Source organism: Streptomyces sp. NPDC059248, from assembly GCF_042753905.1.
Taxonomy (GTDB): domain Bacteria; phylum Actinomycetota; class Actinomycetes; order Streptomycetales; family Streptomycetaceae; genus Streptomyces.
In genome coordinates this window covers 40,701-66,003 of the sequence record NZ_JBHYZV010000010.1, presented here as the reverse complement: position 1 = coordinate 66,003, position 25,303 = coordinate 40,701, and the positions used below count along the sequence as shown (strand labels likewise).

The 25,303-nt window shown below is 70.0% G+C and carries 28 protein-coding genes and 1 pseudogene; 12 read left to right on the top strand and 17 right to left on the bottom strand.

The window, feature by feature from the left end:
* Positions 1–47: 47 nt before the first annotated feature.
* Entirely contained in the window at positions 48–1,880 is a 1,833-nt protein-coding gene (locus ACFXG1_RS06670) for an acyl-CoA dehydrogenase (protein WP_384707109.1), read from the bottom strand.
* Positions 1,881–1,999: 119 nt separating this feature from the next.
* Here ACFXG1_RS06670 and ACFXG1_RS06665 point away from each other — a divergent pair, with 119 nt between their 5' ends.
* The 3 genes from ACFXG1_RS06665 (at position 2,000) to ACFXG1_RS06655 (ending at position 5,126) form a co-directional block, all read left to right on the top strand.
* Positions 2,000–2,497 carry an SseB family protein gene (locus tag ACFXG1_RS06665; RefSeq protein WP_384707106.1) on the top strand — a complete coding sequence of 166 codons (498 nt, stop codon included), beginning with the start codon at positions 2,000–2,002 and terminating at the stop codon, positions 2,495–2,497.
* Between the two features lie 224 nt (positions 2,498–2,721).
* Positions 2,722–3,702, top strand: a complete 981-nt coding sequence (locus ACFXG1_RS06660) for a pirin family protein (RefSeq protein ID WP_384707103.1) — start codon at positions 2,722–2,724, stop codon at positions 3,700–3,702.
* 374 nt (positions 3,703–4,076) lie between these two features.
* Positions 4,077–5,126, top strand: coding sequence for an AI-2E family transporter (locus ACFXG1_RS06655; RefSeq protein ID WP_384707100.1), 1,050 nt, complete (start codon positions 4,077–4,079; stop codon positions 5,124–5,126).
* Between the two features lie 124 nt (positions 5,127–5,250).
* Here ACFXG1_RS06655 and aspS read toward each other — a convergent pair whose 3' ends face one another.
* Positions 5,251–7,032 (bottom strand): aspartate--tRNA ligase, encoded by a 1,782-nt coding sequence (gene aspS / locus ACFXG1_RS06650; protein ID WP_384707097.1) that lies wholly within the window; start codon positions 7,030–7,032, stop codon positions 5,251–5,253.
* A 469-nt stretch (positions 7,033–7,501) separates the two neighbouring features.
* On the opposite strand from aspS, the gene ACFXG1_RS06645 reads away from it, so the two are divergent.
* Both ACFXG1_RS06645 and ACFXG1_RS06640 read left to right on the top strand, forming a co-directional pair.
* Positions 7,502–9,697: a SpoIIE family protein phosphatase gene (locus tag ACFXG1_RS06645; RefSeq protein ID WP_384707094.1), complete on the top strand. Its 2,196-nt coding sequence runs from the start codon at positions 7,502–7,504 to the stop codon at positions 9,695–9,697.
* Positions 9,698–9,729: 32 nt separating this feature from the next.
* Positions 9,730–10,251, top strand: a complete 522-nt coding sequence (locus ACFXG1_RS06640; protein ID WP_384707091.1) for a hypothetical protein — start codon at positions 9,730–9,732, stop codon at positions 10,249–10,251.
* 45 nt (positions 10,252–10,296) lie between these two features.
* Here ACFXG1_RS06640 and ACFXG1_RS06635 read toward each other — a convergent pair.
* Positions 10,297–10,443, bottom strand: a pseudogene (locus ACFXG1_RS06635) (prevent-host-death protein); the annotation flags it as partial.
* Positions 10,444–10,583: 140 nt separating this feature from the next.
* A complete protein-coding gene (locus ACFXG1_RS06630; RefSeq protein ID WP_384707088.1) occupies positions 10,584–10,811 on the bottom strand; it encodes a hypothetical protein in 228 nt (75 codons plus the stop codon).
* Between the two features lie 86 nt (positions 10,812–10,897).
* Here ACFXG1_RS06630 and ACFXG1_RS06625 point away from each other — a divergent pair, with 86 nt between their 5' ends.
* On the top strand, positions 10,898–11,551 hold the full coding sequence (locus ACFXG1_RS06625) for a hypothetical protein (RefSeq protein ID WP_384707085.1): 654 nt from the start codon (positions 10,898–10,900) through the stop codon (positions 11,549–11,551).
* Positions 11,552–11,560: 9 nt separating this feature from the next.
* Here ACFXG1_RS06625 and ACFXG1_RS06620 read toward each other — a convergent pair whose 3' ends face one another.
* The 4 genes from ACFXG1_RS06620 to ACFXG1_RS06605 are packed head-to-tail and all read right to left on the bottom strand — an operon-like array spanning position 11,561 to position 13,527.
* Positions 11,561–11,746 carry a DUF397 domain-containing protein gene (locus ACFXG1_RS06620; RefSeq protein ID WP_384707082.1) on the bottom strand — a complete coding sequence of 62 codons (186 nt, stop codon included), beginning with the start codon at positions 11,744–11,746 and terminating at the stop codon, positions 11,561–11,563.
* Between the two features lie 24 nt (positions 11,747–11,770).
* On the bottom strand, positions 11,771–12,616 hold the full coding sequence (locus tag ACFXG1_RS06615; protein WP_384707079.1) for a helix-turn-helix domain-containing protein: 846 nt from the start codon (positions 12,614–12,616) through the stop codon (positions 11,771–11,773).
* Positions 12,617–12,623: 7 nt separating this feature from the next.
* Entirely contained in the window at positions 12,624–13,148 is a 525-nt protein-coding gene (locus ACFXG1_RS06610) for a DUF6879 family protein (RefSeq protein ID WP_384707075.1), read from the bottom strand.
* Positions 13,120–13,527 (bottom strand): hypothetical protein, encoded by a 408-nt coding sequence (locus ACFXG1_RS06605; protein WP_384707072.1) that lies wholly within the window; start codon positions 13,525–13,527, stop codon positions 13,120–13,122. The genes ACFXG1_RS06610 and ACFXG1_RS06605 overlap by 29 nt, the downstream gene beginning before the upstream one ends.
* A gap of 276 nt (positions 13,528–13,803) precedes the next feature.
* Here ACFXG1_RS06605 and ACFXG1_RS06600 point away from each other — a divergent pair, with 276 nt between their 5' ends.
* From ACFXG1_RS06600 to ACFXG1_RS06590, 3 genes are all read left to right on the top strand, one after another.
* Positions 13,804–14,040: a DUF397 domain-containing protein gene (locus tag ACFXG1_RS06600; RefSeq protein ID WP_384707069.1), complete on the top strand. Its 237-nt coding sequence runs from the start codon at positions 13,804–13,806 to the stop codon at positions 14,038–14,040.
* Positions 14,041–14,259: 219 nt separating this feature from the next.
* Complete coding sequence (locus ACFXG1_RS06595) at positions 14,260–14,625, top strand: hypothetical protein (RefSeq protein ID WP_384707066.1); 366 nt, start codon at positions 14,260–14,262, stop codon at positions 14,623–14,625.
* An 11-nt stretch (positions 14,626–14,636) separates the two neighbouring features.
* Complete coding sequence (locus ACFXG1_RS06590; protein WP_384707063.1) at positions 14,637–15,539, top strand: JmjC domain-containing protein; 903 nt, start codon at positions 14,637–14,639, stop codon at positions 15,537–15,539.
* 138 nt (positions 15,540–15,677) lie between these two features.
* Here ACFXG1_RS06590 and ACFXG1_RS06585 read toward each other — a convergent pair whose 3' ends face one another.
* The 3 genes from ACFXG1_RS06585 to ACFXG1_RS06575 all read right to left on the bottom strand — a co-directional run bounded on the left by ACFXG1_RS06585 (position 15,678) and on the right by ACFXG1_RS06575 (position 17,116).
* Entirely contained in the window at positions 15,678–15,875 is a 198-nt protein-coding gene (locus ACFXG1_RS06585) for a DUF397 domain-containing protein (RefSeq protein WP_384707060.1), read from the bottom strand.
* A 198-nt stretch (positions 15,876–16,073) separates the two neighbouring features.
* The gene (locus ACFXG1_RS06580; RefSeq protein ID WP_384707057.1) at positions 16,074–16,274 is read right to left on the bottom strand and encodes a DUF397 domain-containing protein; all 201 of its coding nucleotides are present in this window, start codon (positions 16,272–16,274) and stop codon (positions 16,074–16,076) included.
* Positions 16,271–17,116, bottom strand: a complete 846-nt coding sequence (locus tag ACFXG1_RS06575; RefSeq protein ID WP_384707054.1) for a helix-turn-helix domain-containing protein — start codon at positions 17,114–17,116, stop codon at positions 16,271–16,273. The genes ACFXG1_RS06580 and ACFXG1_RS06575 overlap by 4 nt, the downstream gene beginning before the upstream one ends.
* A gap of 246 nt (positions 17,117–17,362) precedes the next feature.
* Between ACFXG1_RS06575 and ACFXG1_RS06570 the strand changes: the two genes are divergently transcribed.
* Positions 17,363–18,019 carry a hypothetical protein gene (locus ACFXG1_RS06570; protein ID WP_384707051.1) on the top strand — a complete coding sequence of 219 codons (657 nt, stop codon included), beginning with the start codon at positions 17,363–17,365 and terminating at the stop codon, positions 18,017–18,019.
* Between the two features lie 16 nt (positions 18,020–18,035).
* Positions 18,036–18,290, top strand: coding sequence for a hypothetical protein (locus ACFXG1_RS06565; protein WP_384707048.1), 255 nt, complete (start codon positions 18,036–18,038; stop codon positions 18,288–18,290).
* Positions 18,291–18,524: 234 nt separating this feature from the next.
* Here ACFXG1_RS06565 and ACFXG1_RS06560 read toward each other — a convergent pair whose 3' ends face one another.
* The 4 genes from ACFXG1_RS06560 to ACFXG1_RS06545 all read right to left on the bottom strand — a co-directional run bounded on the left by ACFXG1_RS06560 (position 18,525) and on the right by ACFXG1_RS06545 (position 22,321).
* Positions 18,525–19,397, bottom strand: coding sequence for a GNAT family N-acetyltransferase (locus tag ACFXG1_RS06560; RefSeq protein ID WP_384707045.1), 873 nt, complete (start codon positions 19,395–19,397; stop codon positions 18,525–18,527).
* 59 nt (positions 19,398–19,456) lie between these two features.
* A complete protein-coding gene (locus ACFXG1_RS06555) occupies positions 19,457–20,704 on the bottom strand; it encodes a helix-turn-helix transcriptional regulator (RefSeq protein ID WP_384707183.1) in 1,248 nt (415 codons plus the stop codon).
* 361 nt (positions 20,705–21,065) lie between these two features.
* Positions 21,066–21,191, bottom strand: coding sequence for a hypothetical protein (locus tag ACFXG1_RS06550; RefSeq protein WP_384707042.1), 126 nt, complete (start codon positions 21,189–21,191; stop codon positions 21,066–21,068).
* Between the two features lie 392 nt (positions 21,192–21,583).
* On the bottom strand, positions 21,584–22,321 hold the full coding sequence (locus ACFXG1_RS06545) for a class I SAM-dependent methyltransferase (RefSeq protein WP_384741417.1): 738 nt from the start codon (positions 22,319–22,321) through the stop codon (positions 21,584–21,586).
* 128 nt (positions 22,322–22,449) lie between these two features.
* On the opposite strand from ACFXG1_RS06545, the gene ACFXG1_RS06540 reads away from it, so the two are divergent.
* The gene (locus ACFXG1_RS06540; protein ID WP_384707039.1) at positions 22,450–23,061 is read left to right on the top strand and encodes a hypothetical protein; all 612 of its coding nucleotides are present in this window, start codon (positions 22,450–22,452) and stop codon (positions 23,059–23,061) included.
* 4 nt (positions 23,062–23,065) lie between these two features.
* Here the strand turns inward: ACFXG1_RS06540 and ACFXG1_RS06535 are convergent, their stop codons facing one another.
* Both ACFXG1_RS06535 and ACFXG1_RS06530 read right to left on the bottom strand, forming a co-directional pair.
* Positions 23,066–23,740: a response regulator gene (locus ACFXG1_RS06535; RefSeq protein ID WP_384707036.1), complete on the bottom strand. Its 675-nt coding sequence runs from the start codon at positions 23,738–23,740 to the stop codon at positions 23,066–23,068.
* Positions 23,741–23,787: 47 nt separating this feature from the next.
* Positions 23,788–25,140, bottom strand: coding sequence for a sensor histidine kinase (locus ACFXG1_RS06530; RefSeq protein WP_384707034.1), 1,353 nt, complete (start codon positions 25,138–25,140; stop codon positions 23,788–23,790).
* Positions 25,141–25,303: the final 163 nt, after the last annotated feature.

The window sequence follows — 25,303 nt, the reverse complement described above, 5'->3', positions numbered from 1 at the left end:
CCGCTACGGAATCGCCACAGGCGGGCAACCGGGCTGGTCGAAGGGGGTCAGAACGACGCCTCGTCGAGGTCCATCAGCGACCCGTCCACCGACTCCGCCAGCGCGCGCTCCACCGAGACGCCCGGCAGGACGTTCGCGGCGAAGAACTTCGCGGCGGCGACCTTGCCCCGGTAGAACGGCACGTCCTTCGCGGAGGCCGAGCCGGACCGCAGCTTCTCCGCCGCCACGGCCGCGCCGCGCAGCAGCAGATAGCCGACGACGACGTCCCCGGAGGCGTACAGCAGCCGGGTCGTGTTGAGGCCGACCTTGTAGATGTTCTTCACGTCGTCGCCGGTGGCGATCAGGTCGTTGGTCATCGTGCCGACGATGGCCTCAAGATCGACCGCCGCCTTGGCCAGCGCGTCCCGGGCCGGGGCCAGGTCCTCGCCGCCCTCGCCGACCGCCAGGAACTTCTTGATCTCCTCCGCCAGCGTGTTCAGGGCCTGGCCCTGGTCGCGGACGATCTTCCGGAAGAAGTAGTCCTGGCCCTGGATCGCCGTGGTGCCCTCGTAGAGGGTGTCGATCTTGGCGTCCCGGATGTACTGCTCCAGCGGGTACTCCTGGAGGTAGCCGGAGCCGCCGAAGATCTGGAGCGACTGGGCCAGCTGCTCGTACGACTTCTCCGAGCCGTAGCCCTTCACGATCGGCAGCAGCAGATCGTTGAAGGCGACGAGTGCCGACGCGTCCTCGCCCGCCGCCTCCTTGGCCGCGATGTCGTCCTGGACGGACGCGGTGTAGAGGACGAGCGCCCGCATGCCCTCCGCGTACGCCTTCTGCGTCATCAGGGACCTGCGGACGTCCGGGTGGTGGGTGATGGTGACCTTGGGCGCGGTCTTGTCCATGAAGTTGACCAGGTCCTGGCCCTGGACGCGCTCCTTCGCGTACTCCAGCGCGTTCAGATAGCCGCTGGAGAGCGTGGCGATCGCCTTCGTACCGACCATCATCCGGGCGAACTCGATGATCATGAACATCTGGCGGATGCCGTCGTGCTTGTCGCCGATCAGCCAGCCCTTGGCGGGGTGGCGGTCGCCGAACGTCATCTCGCAGGTGTTGGACGCCTTCAGGCCCATCTTGTGCTCGACGTTGGTGGCGTAGACGCCGTTGCGCTCGCCCAGTTCGCCGGTCTCCCAGTCGAACTCGTACTTCGGTACGAGGAAGAGGGAGAGGCCCTTGGTGCCGGGTCCGGCGCCCTCGGGGCGGGCGAGCACGTAGTGGAAGATGTTCTCCGCCATGTCGTGCTCACCGGAGGTGATGAAGCGCTTCACGCCCTCGATGTGCCAGGTGCCGTCGTCCTGCGGCACCGCCTTCGTGCGGCCGGCGCCCACGTCCGAGCCGGCGTCCGGCTCGGTGAGCACCATGGTGGAGCCCCACTGCTTCTCGACGGCGAGGGCGGCGACCTTCTTCTGCGCCTCGTTCCCCTCCGCGTACAGGATCCCGGCGAAGGCGGGCCCCGACGCGTACATCCATATCGCGGGGTTGGCGCCGAGCAGCAGCTCCGCGTAGGACCAGATCAGGGACCGGGGCGCGGTGGTGCCGCCGATCTCCTCGGGCAGGCCGAGCCGCCAGTACTCCGAGTCCATGAAGGCGCGGTAGCTCTTCTTGAACGACTCGGGCACCGGAGCGGTGCTGGTCGCGGGGTCGAAGACCGGCGGATTGCGGTCGGCGTCGGCGAACGACTCGGCCAGATCGGTCTCGGCGAGCCTGGCCAGCTCCTCCAGAATGCTCTTCGCGGTCTCGGCGTCCATCTCGGCGAACGGACCCGTGCCGTACAGCTTGTCGCGTCCGAGGACCTCGAAGAGGTTGAACTCGATGTCGCGGAGATTCGACTTGTAGTGCCCCATGGCGACGGCTCCGTAAAGATCGATTACGCAGTACCGGTGAGTAGCTATGCATGATGCTACCCATCGGTAATAAGACGCAACCCCGAATCGGTCATCTGTGACTCGTTACTCTTGCGGGCATGTACGGCTATGACCAGAGTCAGGGTGCTCAGCAGCAGCAGTACGCGCCCCAGCAGCCCTACGGGGCGCAGTCGCACGGCCAGCCGTCCCACGGGCAGCACGGCTCCGTGCCGGGGCAGCCCCTCTATCCGGAGCCGTCCCCGCCGTCCCTCGCCGACGCCGTGCGGGCCTTCACCACCGGATCGCTCGCCGCCGAGGACTTCCAGCAGATCTTCGCCACCTCGAAGGTCTACTGCCCGCGCGGCGACAACCCCGGCTTCCTCGCGCTGCACAACACCCAGCAGCCGGTGATCCCGATGTTCACGTCCCTGAAGGAGCTGCGGCGGTACGCGGGCAAGGAGTCCAAGTACTTCGTCATCACCGGCGCCGAGGTGATCGATCTGCTGCCGACCGGCTACGGCTTCGTCCTCGACATGGAGGGCGAGCACCGGATGGTCTTCGACGCGAAGGCCGTGGAGCAGATGGTCGACTTCGCCATGCGCCGGATGTACGGCTGAGGGGTGCGGCTGAGGGGTGCGCCTGAGGCGGCGGCTCGTGGCGGGTCGCCGCCTCTCGAATGAACCGATACGGATCGGTACTGATCGGACACGCGCCGTCGCGGCGCCGAAGGGCCCGGGGAACAACCCCGGGCCCTTTGTCGTTGCGGGTGGCAGAAAGTTCAGTATTCAACTAAAGTGGTCCACAGAACCTGGGTCACCAGCCGTTCCGAGGAGGTAGTCCCATGCCCGCAGTGACCGTAGAGAATCCGCTCACCCTGCCGCGTGTCGCCGCGCCCGCCGACGCCGTGGCCCGCCCGGTGCTCGCCGTGTCCACCGCTCCCACCGGCTTCGAGGGCGAGGGCTTCCCGGTGCGCCGGGCCTTCGCCGGGATCAACTACCGCCATCTGGACCCGTTCATCATGATGGACCAGATGGGCGAGGTGGAGTACGCGCCGGGCGAGCCCAAGGGCACCCCCTGGCACCCCCACCGCGGCTTCGAGACCGTGACGTATCTGCTCGACGGCACCTTCGTCCACCAGGACAGCAACGGCGGCGGCGGCACGATCAAGAACGGCGACACCCAGTGGATGACCGCGGGCTCCGGCCTGCTCCACATCGAGGCGCCGCCGGAGAGCCTGGTCGTGTCCGGCGGGCTGTTCCACGGCCTCCAGCTCTGGGTGAACCTGCCCGCGGCCGACAAGATGATGGCCCCCCGCTACCAGGACATCCGCGGCGGCCAGGTCCAGCTGCTCACCTCCCCCGACGGGGGCGCGCTGCTCCGGGTCATCGCCGGCGAGCTGGACGGACACGAGGGTCCCGGGGTCACCCACACCCCGATCACCATGATCCACGCCACCCTGCGGCCGGGCGCGGAGGTCACCCTGCCCTGGCGCCAGGACTTCAACGGCCTGGCGTACGTGATGGCCGGACGCGGCTCCGTCGGCGCCGAGCGGCGGCCGATCGAGCTCGGTCAGACCGCGGTCTTCGGCGACGGCGGAGCCCTGACCGTCCGCGCCGACGAGCGACAGGACGGGAACACGCCCGACCTGGAGATCGTCCTGCTGGGCGGCCGGCCGATACGTGAGCCGATGGCGCACTACGGGCCGTTCGTGATGAACACCCAGGCCGAGCTGCGGCAGGCGTTCGAGGACTTCCAGCAGGGCCGTCTGGGGACGGTCCCGGCGGTCCACGGGATGGGCTCGGGCGGTCCCGGGGGCGCGTGACCCGCGGGGAGCCGACAGGGGTACGGGCCGGGGTGCGGGCCGGGGTGAGCACCCCGGTTCGTACCCGGTTCCGACCGGGATGAGCGCCCCGGTTCGTACCGACTCCTTATGATCTGCGACAATTGACTGACGTTCGTTACGAGGCAGGGGTTTCGAGACGGGCGTCGCAAGACCCCGCCGGGCCCATCCCCCCATCGGTCCGGCGGTCCAGCCGCCCATCCGGTCCCCCGCCGGATGGGCGGCTTTTTCCGCTGTTACGGGGATATCGGCGCGGCTTCGGCCCTGAGGCTGCCCGGCGGCGGCGCGGCGGCCCGGCTCACCCGTACGGCCCGCCTCCGCGCGCCCCCGGCCCGTACCCGTGATCGCGTGGGAGCGTGCACACCCTGCTACCCGAGCCGGTGCGGCGGCTCGCCGCCTGGTGCGTCGTCATCCTGCTGGTCGCCGGGGTCGGCGCGGTGGGCATCTGGCTGATCATCGCCTTCCGGACCGCCGTCGTCCCGCTGCTGCTGGCGATCCTCGGCACGGCGCTGCTCGGCCCCCTCTACCGGCGGCTGGTCGGGATGAAGGTCCATCCGTCCCTGGCCGCCGCGCTGACCTGCGTCGCCGTCGTCGCCGTCGTCGGCGGGGCGATGTACATCATCGTGCTCGCCCTCGTCGACACCGGCGATCAGATCGTGGCGTCGCTGCGGGACGCCGCCCAGGGCATTACCCAGCACTTCGGCGCCGCCGGCACATCCCTCGCGGACATGGCGCGCAACGCGAAAGACCTGCTGACCAAGTTCGGCGGTACCGCCGCGTCCGGGGTGATCAGCGGGCTGAGCGTCGTCGGCCAGGCGATCGCCACCGCCGTACTCGCCCTGCTGCTGATCTTCTTCTTCCTCCGGGACTCCGACAAGGCCGCCGGATTCGCCCGCTCGGTCGTCCCCGGGCCCGCCGGGGAGACCGTGGAGGCCATGGGCCGCCGGGCCTTCGAGGCGGTCGAGGGCTTTATGCGCGGGACCACCTTCATCGCCCTCATCGATGCCGTACTGATCACCGCCGGGCTGCTGATCCTGCGGGTGCCGGGCGCGATCGGGCTCGGCGCGCTGGTCTTCGTCGGGGCGTACATCCCCTACCTCGGCGCCTTCCTCTCCGGCGCGGTCGCCGTCCTGGTGGCGCTGGCCGACCGGGGCTGGGTGATCGCGCTCTGGGCGCTGGGCGTGGTGCTGGCGGTCCAGGTACTCGAAGGCCATCTGCTCCAGCCCATGATCCAGAGCCGGACCGTGCAGATGCACCCGGCCGTGGTGATGCTGGCGATCACGGCGGGCGCGGGCGTCGCGGGCATCCTCGGCATGCTGCTGGCGGTCCCGGTGACGGCGGCCGCGTTCGGGATCATCGGCGAGCTGCGGACGCGGTACGGGACGGCGGACCACCCGCGCGTCTGACCACCCGTAAGGACTCGGTACGGGCTGTACGGGCTGTACGGCTCCGGCGACGGCGAAGGGTCCCGTACCGCCGCCACTCGCACGGTGGTACGGGACCCCTGGGTCCGCTACTGCCCCGCTACGGCTACTCGGCCGGCTGCGACGGCTTGGCGACCGGCTTGCGGAGCTGGAGGTTCAGCTCGCGCAGCCGCGTCTCGTCCAGCTCCGTCGGCGCGCCCATCATCAGGTCCTGGGCGTTGCCGTTGAGCGGGAAGGCGATCGTCTCGCGGATGTTCGGCTCGTCGGCGAGCAGCATCACGATGCGGTCGATGCCCGGGGCGATACCGCCGTGCGGCGGGGCGCCGAGGCGGAACGCGCGCAGCATGCCCGCGAAGGCCTCCTCGGTGGTCTCCCGCGCGTAGCCGGCGATCTCGAACGCCTTCAGCATGACCTCGGGCTCATGGTTCCGGATCGCGCCGGACGACAGCTCGATGCCGTTGCAGACGATGTCGTACTGCCAGGCCAGAATGTCGAGCGGGTCCTTCTCCTCCAGGTCCTTCATGCCGCCCTGGGGCATCGAGAAGGGGTTGTGGGAGAAGTCGATCTTGCCGGTCTCCTCGTCCTTCTCGTACATCGGGAAGTCGACGATCCAGCAGAACCGGAAGACGCCCTCCTCGAAGTGGCCGGAGCGCTTCGCGGCCTCGACCCGGACCGCGCCCATGATCTTGGAGACCTCGTCGACGTCGCCCGCGCCGAAGAAGACGGCGTGCCCGGCCGCGAGGCCGAGGCGCTCGGTGAGGACCTTGACGTTCTCCTCGGTGAGGAACTTGGCGATCGGCCCGGACAGCGACCCGTCCTCGGCGACGCGGACCCAGGCCAGGCCCTTCGCGCCCTGCTCGACCGCGTACTCGCCGAGCTGGTCGAAGAACTTCCGGGGCTGGGCCGAGACGTCCGGCACCGGCAGCGCGCGGACGTGCTTGCCCGCGAACGCCTTGAACTCGGAGCCGTCGAACACATCGGTGATGTCCACCAGCTCCAGCTGGGCGCGGAGGTCCGGCTTGTCGGAGCCGTACTTCAGCATCGCCTCGCGGAACGGGATGCGCGGGAACGGCGACGTGGCGTGGCGCCCGCCGCCGAACTCCTCGAAGATCTCCGTCATCAGCTTCTCGACGGGCTGGAAGACGTCCTCCTGCTCGACGAAGCTCATCTCCAGGTCGAGCTGGTAGAACTCGCCGGGGGAGCGGTCGGCGCGGGCGTCCTCGTCGCGGAAGCAGGGCGCGATCTGGAAGTAGCGGTCGAAGCCGGAGATCATCAGCAGCTGCTTGAACTGCTGCGGGGCCTGCGGCAGCGCGTAGAACTTGCCCGGGTTCAGCCGGGACGGTACGACGAAGTCGCGGGCGCCCTCGGGGGACGTCGCGGCCAGGATCGGGGTCGCCATCTCGTTGAAGCCGAGGGCCGTCATCTTGTGCCGGATCGAGGAGATCACGGCGGTCCGCAGCATGATGTTGCGGTGCATGCGCTCACGGCGCAGGTCGAGGAAGCGGTATTCGAGCCGCCGCTCCTCGTTCACACCGTCGTCGGCGTTGATGGTGAAGGGGATCTGGGCGGCGGCGCCCAGTACCTCGACCTCGGAGACCTCGACCTCGACCTCACCGGTGGGCAGGTCGGGGTTGACGTTGTCGGCGCCCCGGCTGACGACCGCGCCGTCGATCCGGACCACGGTCTCCTTGGTGAGGTGGCTCAGCGCCTCGTTCGCGGCGGTGCCGGGGCGGGCCACGAGCTGGGTGATGCCGTAGTGGTCGCGGAGATCGATGAAGAGGATGCCGCCCAGGTCTCGGCGATTGTGCAGCCAGCCGCTCAGCCGGACGTCCGTGGAGACGTCAGAGGCGCGGAGCTCGCCGCAGGTGTGGGACCTGTACCGATGCATCGTCGTTCATCCAGTCTTGTGGTGGTCGGGGCGGATGCGCCCGGTCCGGGCGGCCGGGTCCGGTGGCGGGGCGCCGGTCCGGTCCGGTCGGCGGCGGCGCCGGGGCGCGACCGTGGCCGCCGGCGGGTGCCGGGGCGTGGTGCGGAGCCTCATACCCCGGATACGCGAGCATGTGGCCTTCAAAGGTTACCGCCCGCCCCTCACGTCCCTCATTGGCTTATACATGCCAGGAGCCGCCCGGGGCATCGGGGCGGGTGCGGGACTCGTGGCGACGGGTCCGCCCCGGGCCCCCTCGGGAGGCGCTCCCCGGCCCTTGTGCCGTGCCGCGCGCCCTCACCCGGTGCCGGGCCGGGCCGGGTTGCCGCCGGGGAGCGGTGCGCCGGTGCGGTGCGCCCCGCGTACGCCCTGGCAGGGGCCGGGCCTCCGCCCCGGTGGCCGTACGCCCACCGGATCGGAATAAAGTGAGCAAATGCGCACCGAGGACGTCCTGGCCGCAGTCGCCACCGGCCTGTGGCGATGGGACAACGCGGGCGGGACGGTCACCCTCGACGCGGAGGCCGCCCGTCTGCTCGGCCTGCCCGACGACGCCTCCGCCGCGCCCGTCGACCCTTCCGCCGATTCTGCCGCCGGTCCTGCTGCCGGTCCTGTCGCCGCCGGCGGGTGCTCCCCCTCCTACGTCTCGTGCCCGGAGTCCGCGGTCCGGTCCCGGATCCACCCCGTGGACTGGAACGAGATCAACGGTGTGATCAACCTCGCCGTCGCCGAGGGCACGGTCGCCGAGGGCAGGCTGCGGGTCGTCGACACCGCGGGCCGGGTGCTCCGTACCGTACGCAGCCGTACGAAGCCCACCGCCGTCGACGGCGGCTTCGAGATGACCGGCATGCTCCAGGAGGTGGCCGAGCCCGCCGAGGGCACCGCCGCGAAGACCCCCGTCACCGGCGACTGGCGGCGCTCCCGGGAGGCGTTCCTGCTGGACGCGGGCCGCGCGCTGGCCGAGGCCCGGTCCACCGCCGAGGTGCTGCGGGTCGCCGCGTCCCTCTCCATGCCCGGCTTCTCCCCCGACGGTCTCGCCGTCTTCGGCACCGCGCCCGGTGAGCGACTGACGATCATCGGCCACCACGGGCACCAGAGCGCCGACGGCGACCCCTTCTCCGATATGCGGGCAGATACCGATCACCCCGCGGCCGAGGTCGTCCGTACCGGCCGGGCCGTCTACCTCCCCAGCCCCGGCGAGTACGCCCGCCGCTACCCCACCAGCTGGCCGCTGGCCCAGCGGCTCGGCCGCCGCTCGTGGGCGTATCTCCCGCTCATCGTCTCCGGGCGCACGATGGGCGCCTGGATGGCCGCCTTCCGCCACCAGGTCGTCTTCACACCCGACGAGCGGTCGGTGCTCACCACCGTCGCCCGGATGCTGGCCCAGGCGCTGACCCGGGCCGGGGTCGCCGAGACCGAGCGCGAGCTGTCGCAGGGCCTCCAGCGGTCCATGCTGCCGGTCCTCGGCCCGGCGATGCCGGGCACGGCGGTCGCCGCGCGCTATGTACCGACCGGCGGCGGGCTCCAGGTCGGCGGCGACTGGTACGACATGATCCCGCTGCCGTCCGGCCGGCTCGCCCTCGTCATCGGCGACGTCCAGGGCCACGACGTACGCGCCGCCGGACTGATGGGCCAGCTCAGGATCGCCCTGCGCGCCTACGCGTCCGAGGGCCACCGCCCCGACGCGGTGCTCTCCCGCGCCTCCCGCTTCCTGCACGGCGTCACCGACGCGTACGACGGCTCGGACCACGCCGGATCCCGCTTCGCGACCTGCCTCTACCTGGAGTTCGACCCGGCCACCGGCGGTATCGAGATCGCCCGCGCCGGACACCCCGAACCCGCGGTCCGGATGGCCGACGGCACGGTCATCATCTGGCCCACGGAGGGCGGCCTTCCGCTCGGTATCGACCCCGACTCGGACTACCCCACCACCCGGCTCCGCCTCGAACCGGGCGAGACGATGATGATCTGCACCGACGGCCTCCTCGAAACCGGCGGCCACGACCTCGACACGGGGTGGGCGCGGCTGCGTGAGGTCATGGAGCGCCATCCGTCGACCGGGTCGCTCGAAGAGCTGGCCGACTCGCTGGTCTCCGCGGTCCACGGCCCCGTCTCGCACTACACCGTCGGCCCGCTCGCCGACCGCCGCGAGGACGACGTCGCCCTCGTCCTGCTCTCCCGCGAAGGCGGACCGGGCCCGGTCGAGGAGGCCCCGCGGCGTACCGCGATGACCATCGCCCAGGCCGAACCGGAACGCATCGCGGCGGCCCGGCAGACCGTACGCGAACTCCTCCACGACTGGACGGACCCCGAGCAGGTCGACTCGGCCGTCCTGATGGTGTCCGAGATGGTCACCAACGTCCTGGTCCACACCGACGCCCACGCGTTCCTCGTCGCCCGCATCACCACCAGCAACGGCGCCACCCCGCAGCAGACCCGCGTCCTGCGCGTCGAGGTCGCCGACAGCAGCGACGAACTCCCCCACCGCCGCCGCCCCGGCGAGCTCGCCTCCTCCGGCCGCGGCCTGGTCCTCATGGAGATGCTGGCGGACGCGTGGGGGGTCGACCCGCAGGGCGAGGGGAAATGCATTTGGTTCGAACTCCACGAGCCTGCGACGATTCCCGCCTCCTGACTTCCGGTTCCCGGTTCCCGAGGCGGTATTTCTTGATCGACCCGTACGAGGCATGGCGCCTGGCCACCCTGCGCCGCGACGCCAACGCGCTGGCCCCCTTCATCGCGTACGCCACCGATGACGAGACCGTCGCCCGCGAGGCGCTGCGCCTGTCGGCGGAGGTCTTCACCGCGACGGTCGCGGACCTGGACGCGGCGGAGGACGCGGTCGCCGCCCTGAGGTCCCGGGCGGACGACCTGACCCCGCACCCGCACCAGCCGCACACCCCCGCCCCGGCGGAGGCGGACGGCCAGGTCCGCGACTACCTGGACGACATCCGCCGCGAGGCACTGGGCTGGATCGAGCCCGACTGGCGCTACACCACGAATCTCTTCCTGAGCGTGGGCCTGCGCGCCCTGCTCAACAGCCGCCTCCCGTGCGCGGTCCGCGAGGACGCCATCTACCTCCACGCCCGCGCCACCACGGCCCTCGACCTGGGCCACCGGGACGCGGCGCTTGCGGAGCTGGCGCGGTTCGAGGAATTGCGGGAGAGGCACGCGCCGAGGGGTTCGTGACGGGCCGACGGTCTGCGGGACTCGTACAGGGCGACCCGCAGCCTCTCAGCGGGTGTAGGGATCGTCCGGTTCCTGTTCGGCAGCCGCGTCCTGGTCCGCTCGGAACGCCTCCGGGGCGATGTCGGGGGCTGTACGTGACAGGGCGGCGAAATCGGCGCGAGGAACGAAGCGGCCACCTCGCCGCGACGGGACCCGAGCCGGGTCACAGTCGCCCGCCCTGTCCTCGGCGACGCGTCGGTCGAGGTCCACACCGGAGTCTTCACCGGCTCGGCGATCCTGCCCCTGCTCACCGGCCTCGCCGAAGCGGCCCGCTCCACGGGCGCTGTCACGCGTCAGGATCGGGCCGCATTACGGGGATGCCGCCGGGCCGTGCGCTCGTTCCCGCGTCGGTAGTTCCCCGTCCAGCGGGCCATCACCAATTGCTCGTCCCCGGCCGTGGCCTCCTGGACGAACCGGGCGGCCCGGCCGCCGCGCAGGACGGCAGCGGACCGGCCGTGGTGCCGGATCTCGACGGAGCCGTCGCCGCGTCGCTCGTAGCCGAAACCCTGTGCCTGTCCCATGCGTACCCCCTCGTACGTCGCCGTGCCGCGACGACCGATGGTGATGCATCGGGGCCGTACCCGCGAGTGGATTTAGAGTTCCTGCCATGCCCGGAGCAGCGGAAACCACCCCGTCCCCCGTCACCGCCGACGATCTCGACCACGCCGTCCAACTCGCCGTCGCCACCCTTCGGGAAGCGCCCCCGGACGCCTGGGACCGGAGAGCCGGGTCGCTGGAGTGGGACTGCTGGGAGACGGCCGAGCATCTCAGCGACGACCTGTTCGCCTACGCCGCACAGATCGCCCCCAGGAACCCGCCGATGGCGGGAGAGGTCCCCTTCGTCTGGGCACCCCGTCGCCCCGGCGGCCCCGCGAACGCGATCCACGCGGACCGCGCGGCGGGCCCCGCCGGCCTGATGCAGGTCCTGGAGGCGAGCGGCGCGCTCCTGGTCGCCATGGTCCGCACGACCCCGCCACACGTTCGCGCCCACCATTCCCACGGGGCGTCGGACCCGGAGGGCTTCGCCGCGATGGGAATCGTGGAGACCCTGGTCCACACCCACGACCTGGCCTCCGGCCTCGACCTCGACTGGACCCCACCGGCCGACCTGTGTACCCGGGTACTCACCCGCCTGTTCCCCGACGCACCGACGACCACGCCTCCGTGGCCCACCCTGCTCTGGGCCACGGGCCGCGCCGAACTGCCCGGCCATCCGCGTCTGACGAAGTGGCGCTGGTACGGGGCGCCTCGGGCGTCGTAGCCGGAAGTCTTACGGGCCTTCTTCCCGGGCGAGGGCGACGAGCCCGGCCCATGCCTGGGGGGTGAGCATGATGACGGGGCCGTGGGGGCGTTTGCTGTCGCGGACTCTGATGACGCCGGGGTCGTTGTCAGCGACTTCGACGCAGCTCTCGGTTCCTGTGTAGGAGCTTTTGTGCCAATTTGCTGTGTCCGCCATGCGTCGTGCCTCCCTGGTTGGTTGCTAACGCCGGTCGTGATGCCGCATTGCCTGGGTGATGAGCGCCCTGGCCCTGGCGCCGTGGACGGCCGACCTCTGCAGGAGCTTGAATGCCTTCGCGTACAGGGCGATCTCTCGCGGCTGCGTCACCGAGAGCTCGGCGGAGTAGGTCTCGACCAGAACGAGCTTGTCGTCGAACATGGAGAAGGAGTTGCCGGGCCAGATGTGCATCGGTGCCGACTTCGGGATCAGGCCGAGACTCATTCTTGGTAGACCCATGATCGCCTGGAGGCGGTCCAGCTGCCCGATCATCACATCCGGCCCGCCGAAGTTGCTGTAGAGGGCTTGCTCGGCGAGCAGCACATTGAAGATCCGGTTGCCCTGGTGGAGGTACTTCTGTCGCTCCAGTCGCTTGGCGACCGCCATTTCCATGTCGTCCGGGATGCCGTAGTACTCGATCACCTGCTTGAAGGTCTCCGCCGCGTACTCCGCCGTTTGGAGTGACCCCCAGATCAATGTCGGGTGCCAGATCCGGAACAACGTCGTCTTGGAGTAGACCGGCAACGCCTTCTGCTGCCTCGGCGCGGCTCCGTTGGCCAGCTGTCGGCGCCACTCGAGCCACAGTTCCTCGATATGCCGGGCCGTGGCGATGAGATCGCCGACGTGCTCCTGGGTGTCGGTCAGGGCACACCACAGGCGGATGTCACCCTCTCCGGCGTTCTGCCGGCCGTTCTCGATCCGGGAGACTTTGGACTCGGCCCATCCCGTCGCCCGCGCGAATGCCCGCCCACTTGAGAACCCCGCGTCCTTGCGGAACCCTCGCAGCCGGGCACCCAGCGCTTGTCGTTGCGACTGTGCTTCTGCGCTCACTGATCGATCAGGGCTTGTACTCGCGGTGGGGAGTGGCCATGGTCCAGAGGAGGTCTCGCACGCGGATGCATTCCGCGACGGTCTCCGGATTCTCGATCAGTTCGGATCCGAGGACACGGCCGTCCTGGTCGAAGTGGCCCACGGCGAGGAGGCGGTCGTCGAAGAGCCACCAGTCGTTGCCCGCCACCGGGAAGGCGATGGTTTCCGGCAACCGGTGTCGTGGCAACCACCGGATGTCCTCGCCGGCATCCTGGTTGAGCCGCGTCAAGGAATGCTCCCACCCCACGTACCGGGAGTGCGGCTCCGTGACGACGCGGATCCGGCGCACCGATTTACCTTCGCCGGTGACGCGCTTCATGAGCGCCATCCACGGATCCAGCCACACGTAGTCATCGGGCTCGCCCCTCTGCCACCGGGCATAGGGCGTGTCCTCGACGGGCGAGCCGTAGTCGTCCCGCAGCTCCAGGTGGAAGGCGTCTTGCCGGAACGTGTGGAACAGCTCGTCACGCTGGGCGCTGGTGATCAGGTCCACTGTTCTCCTTCAGCAGGGCCGTGATCGAGGACTTCGACACCTCGACGCAGGTCTCATAATCGGGCATGCGCATCTGACTCAGGGCTTCGGCGTCGTGCATCTGCGGGCCTTGGACGATGCACGTTCCCTGCTCGGTGAGAAACATGATCGGGGCCGCGAAGACCTTGATTTCTCCGGACGGCAGGCCGTCCTTCGTCAGGTGCTCGAAGAGCTCGGTGGGCACCTCGACGACCGTGTGTCCCTCGGGCACCTCAAGCCGCATCAGCAAGTCGTTCGCGTAGACCTTCCAGCCCTGGACGACGTAGCTGTCCTGGTCGCTGGCGTACAGGGTGGGGCTGTCTCCCGGGGTGGAGTTCTTACCAAGGAACCGTAGCTTCATGGCTGTTCTCCGTCCGCTGCCTTGCATGGGTTTGCGCGACATTTCGATGCTCGGCGAGGTGTTCGACCTAGTCAACGAACGTGCCGCAAACTCGCGCAAATTCCTTGGGAGTTGGCTGATCCCCGTCCTACGTTGTCGTGGACGTCGCACGGCGGAATCGGGAGGCACCACGGCGGTCGGCGTCGGCACGCGCGGGACGGGGCTTCAGGGTTCCTGCAGGCTCGGGCACCCGCACAGAACGATTCTCCGTACACCCGACACCAGGAGGACCATCCCATGAGTTCCCTCTACGACCTCCCTCTCCAGGGGGCGGAGTTCCACAGCTTCTGCGGCGGCAACCTCGGAGGCGAGCACGAATCGTGCGTCGAGATCGGCGTGATCCCCGGCGCGGTGTCCGCCTTCGTCCTCCGTGACAACAAACCCGAGGGTGCCGGAGTCGAGTTGCGCTTCACCGCGAAGGAGCTGAACGACTTCGTCCGCGGTTACGCCAGGATGCAGGGGCTGACGCTCTAACCTGAGCCCTCCCCACCATGCACCGCTCGGGCCGCCAGCTCGCAAGGGGCGGCTCGACACCCTCCCAGAAGGGCATAAATGAGCTGGTCAGGGCACTGGCACGGGTACGGGCCATGGATCGGCCCATCTGCTGTATACGGCAAGGAGGGGGGCCGCAGGCCCCCGCATACCAACGGTCCGCCGTCGGTACTGGATCCCGAGGACAAGAAGCAACGGGCGGTGCTCGACCGGTACCGCGAGGCTGCCGCCGAGTTCCAGACGAGTGATATGCCGCCCACCATGACCGGCCATTGGCTGATGAAGCGGAACCAGGCCGCTGCTGACCGAACCTGGGCCGACATGGGTATCGCACTGGCTTGGCTGACAAAGCAGTACGAGGCAAACCCACCGTTCGAACCTGTGGATGGATCCCAGACGTACCACGGCCTGGACATCAAGCTGGACTACACCACCGATGTACTGCCCCGTGGCGTCGATGTGAGCTGGGTGTACTACACACCGTCGAAGAACCTGATCTCGTTCTCCGTCGTGTGCTGTCCGAACCGCTTCCACCCGGAGATCCCCTGCCCGCTCCCGCCGTCGTAAGGAGTCGCCGCATGTCGCTGCGTGTCCTACTGCCCGAGGATGGTGTCACCGAACTGCTGACGTCGTGGCCGGATGAGCCCCGTGTTTACGTCCGTGACAGGGAGGCCCTCGATGAGAACGTCACTGCGGAGACCATCCGCGACTACGTCCGTACCGGGTGTGTCCCGGCCGGAGAGATCGCGGTCGTCAAGGCCCCCAACCCGTCGCTGAACCAGAACGCGTACATGACGAACGGCCGGACGGACCGCACCAAGCTTGCCCGGCTGTACGAGCAGGGTCACACCATCCGGCTCGGCAACCTTCAACGGGTCGTGCCGGCACTGTCGCGGATCTCCGCAGCGATTCAGTCGGAGACCGGATACTCGAACTACATCCATGCCTTTCTGACTCCCCCCGGCGGGCAGGGGCTCCGCCATCACTGGGATCAGCAGATGGCCTTGATCGTCCAGATCTCGGGCACGAAGCGATGGCAGCTTTGGCAGCCGCAGGTCTCGGCTCCCATGCGGGAGTACAACGAGAGCTTCCGGGTGTGGAAGGACCACTTCATCCCGGCATGGGAGGCGGCTGGGGCGGACATGGAGATCGACCTCAGGGCCGGCGAGTCACTCCTGCTCCCACGGGGCTGGGTCCATAACCCCCACGTCGTCGACTCCGACGAGGACAGTGTCCACCTGACCTTCGCCCTTCGGGAACGCACATCCGTGTGGCTGGCTGAGAAGCTGATCGCGGGAGCCATCGGGCACGAGGAGTTCCGTGGCGTAGTCCTGCCGGGTGCCCTCGGCGGTGCCGGGCTCGTCGGCAGGTTGGAAGAGACTCGTACGGCGCTTGTGAACTACCTGAACGGCCTCGATCTGGAGGAACTGGCTCTCGCCGTACGTGAGGCCGCAGTGACTGAGCTCGAGTACACATCCTGAACATCACCGCCCCGCCGGGATGTCTCTGAGATCGTCTACGAGGTCCCGGTTGCTGGGCGGCCGTATGGCCGGGCGTCGTCGGTGCGAGGGGCGTCCCGCTCAGCGGGAACCACGTGCGACGCCCGGCTCGTCGGCTGTCTACAGGTCGGCTTCCCGGGCGAGGGTGACGAGCCCGGCCCATGCCTGGGGGGTGAGCATGATGATGGGGCCTTGGGGGCGTTGGCTGTCGCGGAGGGGGACGACGCCCGGGAGCCCCTTACCAAATTCGATGCAATTGCCACCGTTTGTGCTGTGGGTGGATTTGTGCCAGGAGACGTGTAACTTGCTCGGATTCATCTCGCCTGCTCCAAGTGGCCTAGCACGTGGCTGAGTTACAGGGGCCCTGATGGCCGCGAAGGCGTCACCAGGCTAGATCGTCTACGAGATCACGGTTACTGGGCGGCTGTAGGGCCGGGCGTCGTCGGTGCGAGGGTATCCCGTTCGGCGGGAGCGACCTGTGACGCCCGGCCCGTGTTCCGTTCGCCGACCCTTCCGCTACAGGTCGGTTCCCCGGGCGAGGGCGACGAGCCCGGCCCATGCCTTCGGGGTGAGCATGATGACGGGGCCGTCGGGGCGCTTGCTGTCCCGGAGGGGGACGATGCCGGGGATTCCCTTGCCTACCTCAAGGCACTGCCCACCATTCGGGCTGCTATAGCTGGACTTGTGCCAGGAAATGCACAACTTGCTTGGATTCATCTCATCTTCTCCAAGTGTGCACTGACGCGTTCAGCCGATGCCTCCGGCGACAGCGCGTAGCTGATGAGCAGATCATATGCACGCGTCGCCGCTGTCACCTCTTCTCTTTCCAGTGCTGTCCTACCCTGGGAGAAGCCGTCCACGTAGAGGACATCATGAGGAGGCTTCCCGCTCCCCTGCTCTCGGCTTTGATCGAAGGACAAGAGTGTGAAGGGGCCCGCCAAGCCAGGGTGCGCGGCTACTTCTTCCGGAACGATCTGGATGACGATCCTGGGTTCACGGCCGAGCACCAGAAGGCGCTCAAGCTGTGCGGCCATGACGTCGAGTCCGCCGATGTTTCGCCTCAACGCTTGCTCATCGATGATGAACCAGCAGTACGGCGGATCATCTCGTTCGAAGAGCGTCTGTCGCGTCATACGTGCGGCCAGCAGGTCGTCCGGGCTATCGGGGCGCATGGCCGCCAGAGTCGCGCGGGCATAGCTTTCGGTCTGTAGCAGCCCGGGAACGACTTGGCTGTCGAACATTCGGATCCCGATCGCTTGTTCCTCCAGCTTTACATATGGCAGAAACCAGGAGGGATACGCGTACCGAACCACCAGCGGGTAGAACTCTGCGAAGAACTCGGTTCCGAACGCCCGATCGAGGTCTTGGGCCAAGTCCGCCGACGGTACGCGCTTGGCGTGTTCCACGTAGCTGATCATCGCGCCCGTGGTGTGGGCCTTCGTCGCTAATTCGTTCTGGGACCAGCCATGTTCGATTCGCAGCTTCAGCAGGCGGGAGCCGAAGAAGGCCAGCAGGCTGGACGTCGGCTCGGGCCGGCCGTGATCGTTCTCCATCGCCATGGAGCCCCCTAAGGCTCAAACCGCCTTAACTCTTTGCTTGTTAAGGCTCAGGACCTGTTGAGCGTACGCGCGGAGCGCGACCCTTGCCTTACTGATGGTGATGTTTCATCTGAATCGCCTGCGAAGGTAAGAGGTACCTACGTGTCTGCGTCCCCGATCCGTCCCGCCCCCGAAATCGCTCCGTCCCGACGGGTTCCGGAGTTCGAAGATGTGCGTCGTCTACTGGACGCTTTGGGGTGTTGGCGGTTGAAGGAGTGGCCGGTCGTCGCCGAGCTGGCGGGGGAGGTGGGGCCGCTGGTGCGGGGCGCCCTGGTCTCGTCCGGGGTGTGGGAGGGGCTTCCCGGGCATATCCGGGCGGCTGCCGACTGGTGTGCGGCGGACTCGCGGGAGATCGGCCGGGCCTGGCCCTTGGAGGTGTGCGTGGAGGCGTACGGGCCCAGGATTACGGCCCTGTGCATGGACGCCGCCCACTTCGCCGCCCTCTACGACCCACGCGGCGCCGGGCGGTGGCCCGAGGCCGACCCCGACCGCGCGCAGAACGCCCTGCTGGCCGTGGAGACGGCCCGCCAATGGGGCAACCTCCCAGCCGCCTGGCGAGCAGCCGTGCTCCGGGACCTCCACCACGGTGCCCGCACCCGCCACCCCGAACGCCCCACCCTCACCGAAACCCTCGCGGCGGCGACCACGTACGCCGAAAAGGGCGAACCACCACCCCCGCCCGACTACATCCACCTGCGCACCATCGACGCACCCGAACTCGCCCACCGCATCCGCCGACTCCCCCACCACTGGCAAGCCGAAGCCTTCCGCCGCATCGCCACCGGAACCGACCCGATGCCGGTCGAGACCGAGGCCCGAGCCGCGCTCCAACGGTCCCGCCGGGACTCGTCCTTCAGCTCGTAGAGGGAGCTGAACGACCATGCGCGACCTTATCGTCCGCCTGCTCGAACGCGCCCTGCGGTTTCTGGCGCCGCCTCGGACCGAGCCCGGACGCCACACCGCCGAACACCTCACCCGCCCCGACCCCTGGCGCACACCCTGGACCAGCCCCACCAAAGAACAGGCCCAGGCCATCCTCCACGCCCGCGAACAAGCCACCCGATCCCGCCGCAAGCTCTACGTCCTGCCCCCGGGCACCTACCTGCCCCTCCCACCCGGACTGCTCCGCCGATGAACCGCGACAGCCTGATCCAGGCAGTGCCACCCCCGACCAGCGCCCCCTGCATCGTCTGCGGACGGAAATCTCCGGCCGCTGTCGAGATCGACTCCCACGCCGGAGCCGTCCGATACGCCTGCCCACAGCACGCCGGTGCGGCATTCCCGGGTCCCGTGCCCGACGAGCTGAGCTATCTCGGGGTGGCTGCGGACGGCCGCGTATGACATCGCCCGCGACCTCGGCAGCCCCCTGTCACACGGGCCGGTAGTGGTCCCGGATCTCGGGGCGTTCCCGGTAGCCGGCCGACTTGTAGGTGGCGACCGCCGCGACGTTCGCGGTCGGGGTGCAGACCAGGGCGCTCGACGCGCCCAGGTCGCGGAGTGCCGCCGCCGCCGCGACGCTGATCGCCTCGCCGTAACCCCGGCGGCGGTGGGCGTGGTGGACTCCCATCGGTTCGAGCAGGCCGGGGCGGGACGGGCCCGCCGACCAGACCGTCACCACGGCGACCGGCTCGTCCCCGGTGTCGTACGCGAGGAGGCAGCGGGCCTCGGTGAACGGGGAGCCCGTCGCCATCGCGTGCCAGCGGTCGGTGGTGAACGGCGAGCCCCGGAAGGCCGCGCGGTGGGTGGTGGTGAACGCCTCCGCCAGGTCGGGGCCGACGGTCACGATCCGTAGCTCCGGGTCCGGGGCCGGGACCGGGGGTGTGAGGTCGCGGATCAGGGGGGTCCACGGGTCGTCCAGGGGCCAGCCCGCCTCGGACAGCGACTCGCGGACCAGCGTGCCCTCGGGGGTCTCGACGTTCACCCGGCCCGGGGGGAGTACTCCGCGCGCCGGGGTGGTGATGTCGTCCACCAAGCGGCGGGCCAGCTCCCCGTCCTGGTACGCGTCCGGGGCCGTCGTCAGGCGGAACAGGTCGGGGCCGTCCAGGAGACCGATGGCGAGGACGCGGCCGGAGCTGGTCCAGATTCTGACCGCCGCGGCCGTGGCCTCCGTGCCCGTACGCCAGTACCAGCCCAGGTCGCCGGGGTGGAGTTGGGTCGGGGACTCGTCGTGCTGCCACTCCCGGAGGGTGGTCACGGCACGGTGCAGGGCGTCGGGCGTCGGGGTGGTGAGCGTGATCGTCATGGTGGTGGTGTTCCCCGGGGTGGTCGGCGTGCGGTGACTCTACCGGCGCGGCCCGGTCGTCAATCGGGAGTTTCGGCGGCGTGGAGGTCGTCGCTGCCGAGGGACGACAGGGAGCGCTTGCCCACCATGAGGACGTAACGGTTGCTCAGGGGCACGGAGATGACTCCTTTGGTGCTCGTCGCCACCGCGCGGGCCGTCTCCAGCGCCGGCTGGGGTACGGCGAGACGTTCGGGGCGGCCGGGGAGGGTGAAGGTGTCCGGGCCGGGGACGGGGAGCTGGGCGGTGGAGCGGACTCCGGACCGCGACGGGCGGCGGACCCCCGGATAGAGGGCCGCGTACAGCCCGGCGAAGGCGCCCACGTGGTTCGCGCCCGACGACGACAACCGGCAGACGGGGATGTCGTCCACGGTGGACTGTTCGACGAGATGCGGCGGCAGTACCCGGGGATCCCGGTGCAGCAGCCCGGTGACGGCCCAGACGCCGGTCTCGGAGCGGACCGTGGCATCGGTGTTGACGAGGTCGACCAGGAGCTGCCAGACGTCCGACGGCTGGGCGGAGCGGTGGAACCGTTCGAGACGGCCCGGGATGCGGTACAGGCTGCGGTTGTACATCTCGTTCCACCGGTCGAGGGCGAGCTGGGCCCCGGCCTGGCGCTTCCGGTCCGTGTCGTAGTCGGCTATGACCCGCTCCCGCTGGGCGCGCACCAGTTTCTGCCGCAGCTCGCCCAACTCGTAGGTGAGGACGCGGCGTATGCGCTGCGGCGGCCGGCCGTAGGCGGTCGCCAGCTCGATCAGGTTGGGGTCCGTGAGGGCGGGGCCGCGCCACTGTCCCGGCAGGGGTACGTAGCGTTCCGCCATGGCGACGACCAGCTCGAAGGCCCGTGTCCGGCGGAGCTGTACGGCCGGTGTCCGGTCCATGGCGCGCTCGACCGCCCGCCGGGGCATCCCCATGGCGGTGGCGACGTCGTCCACGAACCGGGGGCGGCGGCTGGGCACGATGCCCTCCGTCTCGAACCTGCGGTAGTTCTTGGGCGACACCTCCAGGATGCCGACGACGTCCCGGGCGCGCAGTCCGGCGGCGCGGCGCAGATCGGCGAGGGTCCAGGCGTCCCTCGACCCGAAGTTCATCAACTGCCACGGATGGACCCGCAGGGCTTGGGCGAGCGCCCGCACCCGGGGCGGATCAGGCACTCGGTGCCCGTTCTCGTAGGCGAGGATCTGCGGTTTCGTCGCCCCGACCGCCCGGGCGAGCGCCTCCGCCGTCATCGGTCCACGCGCCGAATCCCGGTACAGGTTCGTTCGGTACATACGCAGTGCCGCCGGATTGAAATCGCTGAGGCCCCGTGCCATTTACCTGCTCTTTCTCGTCAGCAGGACCGTTTTAGGGGTACCATTCCGAGCAGGCGGGCCCGACTTCGGCGCATTTACCGGGAGCATGACCTGGTCTGTCGCTTCTTTTAGTGGCAGAACTGGTGGATGCGCTCGTTGAAACACGCGATGTTAGGAGCCGCCGACCGCACGGTTCAGGACTTACGGTCCACGTGTACAGGTGAAGAAAGAGGCCCTGCACCTCCACGGTTCGCGATTCCGTTGGCGGGGGCACAGGGCCTGCGTGTGGGAGTGACCTCCCGGAAAGGGCCCTCTGCGTCAACAGGGGGCCTTTTGCGCGTCAGAGATGGTTGTCGAAGAGCTGACGCCGCAGCCAGGCACCGAGTGCCTGAAGCGTCAGCCAGACGGCGACCTTCTTGACGAACTTCCGGTTGGTACGTTCTCCGCCCTTCGGCGGATCGCCCATAACGCAGCACCTTCCTCTCGGCCAGGGAGCCCGATCGGCCCCGATCGAGTGCGTCGACCGGCCTGTTGGCCTTGAAGAAGATGTTGGGAAGAGCTTACCGGCTTCCGAATCCGGAACCCGACCCCGAGCGGCGTCGGCGAACGCAAAGCGGGACGTCAATCCTTGGCCGGTTCGGCATTTGACGTGGGGTTAATTCCGGTGAATCCCGGACTTGACTGTTCTGAGCTGCGAACATGCTGTCGAGCAATGCGGGCAACTGGTCCATACCATACGGCGGGTCAGTAGACGGTATACGTCATTTGCGGCACACGGTGAGAGGCGAAGTCGGCAAGCGCTTCCGCGTTCTGTGGGCTATGTCACCCCGGACGTCGCTCCGGGCGTCACCCCGGGCGTCACCTCGGGCGCTCCGCGACCACGACGAACTCACGGCCCGGCCGGTCCGGGGCGTCCCGGATCTCGTGGCCGGGGAAGCCCGCCGCCGCGAGGTCCGCGGCCAGTTCGTCGCGCGAGCGGAAGCGGAGGGTGGAGTCCGAGGTCAGTACGTCGCCCGAGGCGCGGAAGATCAGGGTCTGACGGAACGTCACCAGCGGTTCGGTGACGTCCAGGACGTCGTACCAGCTCTCGATCTCCCCGACCCCGGGTACCGATACGACCTCGTACGACTCCGTACGGTTCCACGCCTCCCAGGCCCGGCGCGCCGGGTCGCGGGTCTCGAAGACGAAACGGCCGCCCGGGCGCAGGGCGGCTCGGGCGGCGCGGAGGGTGGCGGCCCAGCCGGGGTCGTCGGTGATCTGCTGGGCCGCGTTCGCCGTCATCGTCGCCAGGTCGAACCCCGGCGGCGGCGACACGGGGACGGCGGTCGCGTCGCCGTGGATCCAGCGCACCCGGTCCCCGCCCGGCTTCCCGCGCGCCACATCGATCGACGCGCCTGCCGGGTCGACCCCGGTGACGTCGATCCCGCGGTCCGCGAGCAGCAGGGCGAACACCCCCGTACCGCAGCCGATGTCCAGTACCCGGCGCGCCCCGAACTCGGCCACCATGGCGAGATAGGCGTCCAGGTCGTCCCGGTCGGAGTGGAGCGGGTCGTAGAGGGAGGCCAGTCGCGGGTCCTCGAAGATCTCGTCAGCCATGCGCCCGACCGTATAGAGGGGGCGGTGAGGGACGCGCCCCGTTTTTCAGGGGCGGGGCGTCATACGGACGGGGGAATCCCGGGTGTTACGGGCCCGCACGCCCGGCCTGCGGGCCCAGGATGCGGTCCATGATCAGTATCCGTAACCGACGTCATCGGCGTTCTCGCGGGCTCGCGCGGGGTGTCGCCGTCGCCGCCCTCCTCGCCGCGCAGGCCGTCCTCCTCCCCGGCGCGGGGGCCGCCCACGCCGCCGTCTGCGCGCCCTCCACCGGGGCCTGCGGGTCGGTCGTCGTCGCGCCCGTGTCGCAGGAGCCGCCGAGCACCGGGCCCTGCGACAGCCCGGAGCCGGTGGTCTGTCAGATCCGGGCGAAGACCCCGGAGGAGCGCGAGAAGTCCCGCGATATCCGGAGGGCGTACCACGGGCTGCTGATGGCGATGGACCGCGAGGAGTGCGAGCTGCGGGCCGCCGGGGCGTCGGAGGAGGAGATCGCCCGGCGGATGGTGCAGCTCCGCAACGACGCCAAGGAGATCACCCGGGCCGGGATGAGCCCCGAGGAGGTCCGGCGGCTGGAGGAGCGGAACATCGCGAAGTACGGCAACCCGCTGGGCCCGACCGCCGATCAGCTGTACGCCAAGTACGGCTCCTGGGAGGCGGTGACGGCCGCCGCGACCCGGACCAGCGTTCCCGTCGACCGGGAGCTGGGGCTCGAGTACCGCGAGTGCCCCTGCGCCGCCGTCTGACGATTCAGGGGGTGTGACGGGCCCGGACCAGGCCGGACTCGTAGGCCGCGATGACGGCCTGCGCCCGGTCCCGTACCCCCAGTTTGGCGAAGACGTTCGTAATGTGGTTCTTCACCGTCTGGACGCCGATCGCCAGGGACGCCGCGATCTCCGCGTTGTCGAGGCCCGACGCGATCAGCCGGAGGATCTCCAGCTCGCGCGGGGTGAGGCCGGTCAGGTCCGCCGTCAGGGGCGGGGCGGTGACGAAGGCGCCGATCAGCCGGGTGAGGAGGCGGGGCGCGACCACCGCGTCACCGGTGTGGACGGTACGCAGGGCGGCGGCCAGCTCCTCCGGTGAGACGTCCTTGGGGAGGAAGCCGGACGCCCCGGCGCGCAGGGCGCGGATCACGTACTCGTCCATGTCGAAGGTGCTCAGCGCCAGCACCCGGCAGCCCGGCACCTCGGCGACGACGCGTTCCGTGGCGCCGACGCCGTCGAGTACGGGCATCCGGATGTCCATCAGGACCACGTCCGGGCCCAGGCGGCGGGCCTCGGCGACGGCCTCCTCGCCGTTCCCGGCCTCCCCGATCACCTCGATGCCCGCCGCCGCCCGCAGGATCAGCGCCAGACCGGTACGTACCAGCGGCTGGTCGTCGGCGATCAGGACGGTCAGGGGGGCCAAGGGAGGCAGGGGGGTCATCGGGGAGTCGCTCCTCGGTAGGTGGGGGGCAGGGGCGGCGGGCCCGGTCACGACGGCGGCAGCGGTACCGTCGCCGCCACTCGGAAGCCGCCGGCCCGCCGCGCGCCCGCCTCGAAGGTCCCGCCGTGCACGGCGACGCGCTCCCGCATTCCCAGCAGACCGTACCCGCCGCCGGCCAGGGGCGACGCCGTCCGCCGGGGGCGCGGACCCCGGCCGTCGTCGGTGATCTCCACCGCCACCTCCCCGGGCCGGTACGCCAGCCTGACCTCGGCCCGCGCGCCGTCCCCCGCGTGCTTGCGCGCGTTGGTCAGCGCCTCCTGCACGATCCGGTACAGCGTCAGACCCGTCGTCGCCGGTACGGGGGCGGGCGGCGGGCCGCCGGTGACGGAGAGCCGGGCGGGGAGCCCGGCCGCCGCCGAGCCCGCGACGAGACCGGCGATGTCGGCGGCCCCCGGCTGCGGCTCCGACGGCGCGGCGCCACCCGGCTCGTCGGGGCCTTCGTCGCTGCGGAGCACGCCCAGCAGCTCCCGCATCTCCCCGAGCGCCGAACGCGCCGACGACTCCAGCGTCAGCAGCGCCTCCCGGGACGCCGCCACATCGTGGTCGAGCATCGTCCGCGCCCCGCCGGACAGCAGATAGACGGTGGTGATGTGGTGGGCCACCACATCGTGCAGCTCCCGCGCGATCCTGCGCCGCTCGTCGGCGACGGCGCGTTCGGCGAGCAGTCTGCGGGTGAGTTCGGTCTGCCGCCGCCAGCGCCGGACCCAGCCGGCCACGAGCACGACGAACGCGATGGCGACCACGTCGGAGAGGACGAGCTCGGCGGGCGAGTCGGAGGCGAGGGCGCGCAGCGCGTTCGTGCTCAGGGCGAGGGCGCAGGCCCAGACCAGGGTCGCCCGGTCCACGGTCCTGGCGACGCCGTAGAGCGCCAGCATCATGGCGGCGCCCAGGCCGTGGTACGTCGGGACGAAGAGGCCCGCCGCGGTCTGGGCGACGGCCAGGGCCGTGAAGGTGCGGAGCGGTGAGCCGCGGCGGGGGAGGAGCAGCAGGACCGTGAGGACGACGAGGGCGGCGCCGCCCGGGAGCATCCGGCGTCCCTCGTGCTCGGCGGATGCGAGGTAGTCGGTCAGGTCGAGCGCCGCGACGGCGAGGAGCAGGACGTCGTTGCGGAGCCAGGAGAGGGTGTCGGACGCCAGGCCCCGGCGGGCGCCGTGGCGGGCGTACCAGCTCCGCAGCCGGGACGCGCGGCCGGTCGTCCGCGTACTGGGGTCCCCGCCACCGGTCGTCCGCGTACCGGGGTCTGCGTCCCCGCGGCCGGTCGTCCGCGTACCCGGGTAACCGTTCCCGCCGCCGGTCCTACGCGTACCGGCGCCCGTGTTCCCGCCGCCGTCACCGGCCATCACCGCACCTCCCGCGCGTCCCCACCATCCGATCACGGCCGCCGTACGCGCCTCTCACCACCCCGGCGGATTCCCGGCCGGTACTCCGGTACTGCCCGCGCCCCGCCCCGTACCCCGGTCCCGAACGGTGTCCCTTCCCGCGCACGATGCCCGGCCGGGGCCC